At 58.3% G+C, this 3,875-nt stretch carries 4 protein-coding genes; all 4 read right to left on the reverse strand.

Annotated features, from left to right (window positions below; translation table 11 throughout):
* Positions 1–40 precede the first annotated feature (40 nt).
* Positions 41–529, reverse strand: coding sequence for an RDD family protein (locus ACW9JC_RS29150; protein WP_419708795.1), 489 nt, complete (start codon positions 527–529; stop codon positions 41–43).
* A gap of 96 nt (positions 530–625) precedes the next feature.
* A complete protein-coding gene (locus tag ACW9JC_RS29155; RefSeq protein WP_007931076.1) occupies positions 626–838 on the reverse strand; it encodes a cold-shock protein in 213 nt (70 codons plus the stop codon).
* A gap of 402 nt (positions 839–1,240) precedes the next feature.
* Complete coding sequence (gene gcvT, locus ACW9JC_RS29160) at positions 1,241–2,365, reverse strand: glycine cleavage system aminomethyltransferase GcvT (protein WP_457459371.1); 1,125 nt, start codon at positions 2,363–2,365, stop codon at positions 1,241–1,243.
* A gap of 36 nt (positions 2,366–2,401) precedes the next feature.
* Positions 2,402–3,778: an L-serine ammonia-lyase gene (locus ACW9JC_RS29165; RefSeq protein WP_457459373.1), complete on the reverse strand. Its 1,377-nt coding sequence runs from the start codon at positions 3,776–3,778 to the stop codon at positions 2,402–2,404.
* Positions 3,779–3,875 lie beyond the last annotated feature (97 nt).

The following is a 3,875-nucleotide window of genomic DNA, read 5'->3' on the forward strand; positions in this document are numbered from 1 at the left end:
GTGTAGGAGCTGCCGAAGGCTGCGATCTTTTTTGTGGGCGTTACTTTTGTTTCTTTGGGATCCGCACAAGCTGAGTATTGGAATACATGTCATGCCAGCTACGTTGCTGCTTGTCGAACAGCGACCAGATGAACCCGAGCCCAACGCACAGCCATGAAGCAATCGACACCACAAAGCGCAGCAGCGCTTGCCACAGGCTGATGGAGGAACCGTCGGCATTCTGCACGCGGATGCACCAGACCTGCATGCCCAGGGTCTGACCGGAGTAGGTCCAGAATTTGGCGAAGAAACCGAACAGCACGAACAGCAGCACTGTCGAGAGCAGCGGGTCGCCATCGAGCGCGCCTGCCTCAGTGAGCGTGCGCATTTTTTCTTCACCGATGATCCACATCTGGATCATCTTGTAGATACCGCTGGTGACGATCAGCAGCGCGGTGCACAGCAGGAAGTCGTAGAACATCGCTGCCAGGCGACGACCCAGGCCAGCGGCAGGAAATTCGCCCTGGGGGTTAAGCAGGTGTTTCGACATGGCTGGCTCTCGGCGGAAAAAGAAAGCCATTTTACGGATTTACGCGCACAAAAAAGCCCCTGATGTCAGCATCAGGGGCTTTTTCGTTACAGAAGATTAGCCTTCTGCTTGTACTTCGTCAGCCTGCATGCCTTTCTGGCCTTGCACGGCGATGAAGGTCACTTTCTGGCCTTCTTTCAGGCTCTTGAAGCCGTTGCCCTGGATGGCGCGGAAGTGCACGAACAGATCCGGACCGCTTTCAGGAGTGATAAAACCAAAACCTTTCTCGTCGTTAAACCACTTGACGGTACCGCTCTGACGTTGGGACATTTCTTATTTCCTTTGACGCAAAAATTAATGACAGTCTCCTTCTCGTGAAAGAGTACTGGGGCTGGTTGCAGGAGAGTAAGAAGACGTCGAACGGGATGTAGCTAACTTGTAGGCTACTGCCCAGGTCACGATTCCAAGCGACCCATGCAAACACAGTGAACAAACTCTACGCCAACTATGGGAGAAAAAACAAGCCCTATGAAAGTCCCGTATTTGCTCGGGTTGGTGGCGTGCTGTGCCAACTAGCATCGGCTTATGCGATAGAGGGGTTCAATTGTTTTCGATCGTTATAAGCAAAGTTCATAATCGAAGCTTACAGCCAAACGATGCACTATTTTATGGCGGTTGCGTTACACATTAGTGCACTGTTAACGCAACCGCGTTACTTATAGGAACAATCGATCAACCGCGATAGTAGCGTTGCGGAACAAATGGCATTTTGCTTACAAGCAAAGGAACCTTTTTCCCACGAACAATCGCCCACACCGGTGTATCGATAGCGATATAAGCGCTGTCGAGGTAACCCATCGCCAAAGGTGCGCCCAAGGTCGGCCCGAAACCACCGCTGCAGACGCTACCGATGATCTCGCCCGCTTCGTTGACGATCTCTGCGCCTTCACGCACCGGGGTGCGTTCTTGTGGCAGCAGGCCGACGCGTTTGCGGCTGACGCCGCCTTGTTGCTGGGCGAATACCGTTTCAGCACCCGGAAAACCACCGGCACGCGGGCCATCGGCACGGCGTGGCTTGGAGATGGCCCACAGCAGGCTGGCTTCGATCGGCGTCGTGTCGGTGTTCATGTCATGGCCGTACAGGCACAGGCCAGCTTCCAGACGCAGGGAATCGCGTGCACCGAGGCCGATGGCTTCAACTTCTGTTTCGGCCAGCAGGGCGCGAGCCAGGGCTTCGGCGCTTTCGGCCGGCACGGAGATTTCGAAACCGTCTTCGCCGGTGTAGCCCGAACGGCTGACAAAGCAGTCCACGCCCAGCAGTTTTATGCGGGCGAACTGCATGAAAATCATTTTCGCCACTTCTGGAGCCAGGCGTGCCAGAACTGTTACCGCCGCTGGGCCTTGCAAAGCGAGCAGGGCGCGCTCTTCGAACAGCGGCTCGATGCTGCACTGCTCGCCGATGTGCTTGCGCAGGTGCGCCAGGTCCTGATCCTTGCAGGCGGCGTTGACCACCAGGAACAGTTCGTCGTTGCCCAGGTTGGCAACCATCAGGTCGTCGAGGATGCCACCGGTCTCGTTGGTGAACATCGCATAGCGCTGCATGCCCACCGGCAGGTCGATGATGTCCACCGGCACCAGGGTTTCCAGGGCCTTGGCGGCATTGGCGCCGGTCAGGCGGATCTGGCCCATGTGCGAGACATCGAACAGGCCGGCCTGATCGCGGGTGTGCTGGTGTTCTTTCATCACGCCCAGCGGATATTGCACAGGCATGTCGTAGCCGGCGAACGGCACCATGCGTGCGCCGAGTTCGATGTGCAGTGCGTGCAACGGGGTTTTCAACAGTTGTTCGGTGGACATATTCAGCTCCTGAAGAAGGGTGCAGATGAGCGCGCATCAGCACTCGATAATGTTGACCGCCAAACCGCCACGGGCGGTTTCCTTGTATTTGCTTTTCATGTCGGCGCCGGTCTGGCGCATGGTGCGGATGACCTTGTCGAGGGAGACGAAGTGCTGCCCGTCACCGCGCATGGCCATGCGCACGGCATTGATAGCCTTGACCGAGCCCATGGCGTTGCGCTCGATGCAAGGCACTTGCACCAGCCCGCCAATCGGGTCGCAGGTCAGGCCGAGGTTGTGTTCCATGCCGATCTCCGCGGCGTTTTCCACTTGCTGCACGGTGCCTCCAAGCACTTCGCACAAGGCGCCGGCGGCCATGGAGCAGGCCACGCCGACTTCGCCCTGACAGCCGACTTCAGCGCCAGAGATCGAAGCGTTTTCCTTGTACAAAATGCCGATGGCCGCAGCGGTCAGCAGAAAACGCACGACGCCGTCGTCATTCGAGGCCGGGATAAATCGCATGTAGTAATGCAGCACGGCGGGAATGATTCCGGCCGCGCCGTTGGTAGGCGCGGTGACCACGCGTCCACCGTTGGCATTTTCTTCGTTGACCGCCAAGGCGTACAGGTTGACCCAATCCAGCACTGACAGCGGATCACGCAGGGACGATTCCGGGTTCTTGCACAATTGCCGATGCAGCGCGGCGGCACGGCGTTTGACTTTCAAACCGCCGGGCAGGATGCCTTCGTTGCGGCAGCCGGCGGCGACGCAATCCTGCATCACTTGCCAGATTTTCAGCAGGCCGGCGCGGGTTTCAGCTTCCGGGCGCCAGGCGCTTTCGTTGGTCAGCATCACCTGGCTGATGGACAGGCCATATTTGACGCAATGACCGAGAAGATCCTTGGCGCTTTTGAACGGGAAGGTCAGGGGGGTGGCGTCTTCGACGATGCGGTCGGCGCCGGCGGCGTCTTCATCGACGACAAAACCGCCTCCGACCGAGTAGTACTCGCGGCTGCGGATTTGCAGGCCTGCGGCATCGAAGGCACGAAAAATCATACCGTTGGGGTGATAGGCCAGCGGCTTGCGAATCATCGCCAGGTGTTCTTTCTCGTTGAACGCAATGCTGTGTTCGCCGAGCAGGTTCAAGCGTCCGCTGCCACGAATGTCTTGCAGGCGGGCGGCGACGGTTTCGGTGTCAACGGTGTCCGGATGCTCGCCTTCCAGGCCGAGCAGCACGGCCTTGTCGCTGCCGTGGCCCTTGCCGGTGGCGCCGAGCGAGCCGTACAGCTCGACTTTGACGCAAGTGGTTGCCGCCAGCAGGTTTTCACGGCGCAAACCTTCGACGAAGCGCGCGGCGGCGCGCATCGGGCCGACGGTGTGGGAGCTGGAGGGGCCGATGCCAATCTTGAACAGGTCGAACACGCTTAACGACATGAGTTGTTCTCCGGTTTCTTGTTATGGGCGTAGCTATCACGGGAGATGCGCCCGGTAGGAGCTGCCGCAGGCTGCGATCTTTTGATCTTGCTTTTGA

Source organism: Pseudomonas sp. SDO5591_S426, from assembly GCF_054070755.1.

Coding starts and splice junctions, on each gene's coding strand:
- ACW9JC_RS29155 (WP_007931076.1), bottom strand. CDS start 838: ATGTCCCAACGTCAGAGCGGTACCGTCAAGTGGTTTAACGACGAGAAA.
- ACW9JC_RS29165 (WP_457459373.1), bottom strand. CDS start 3,778: ATGTCGTTAAGCGTGTTCGACCTGTTCAAGATTGGCATCGGCCCCTCC.
- ACW9JC_RS29150 (WP_419708795.1), bottom strand. CDS start 529: ATGTCGAAACACCTGCTTAACCCCCAGGGCGAATTTCCTGCCGCTGGC.
- gcvT (WP_457459371.1), bottom strand. CDS start 2,365: ATGTCCACCGAACAACTGTTGAAAACCCCGTTGCACGCACTGCACATC.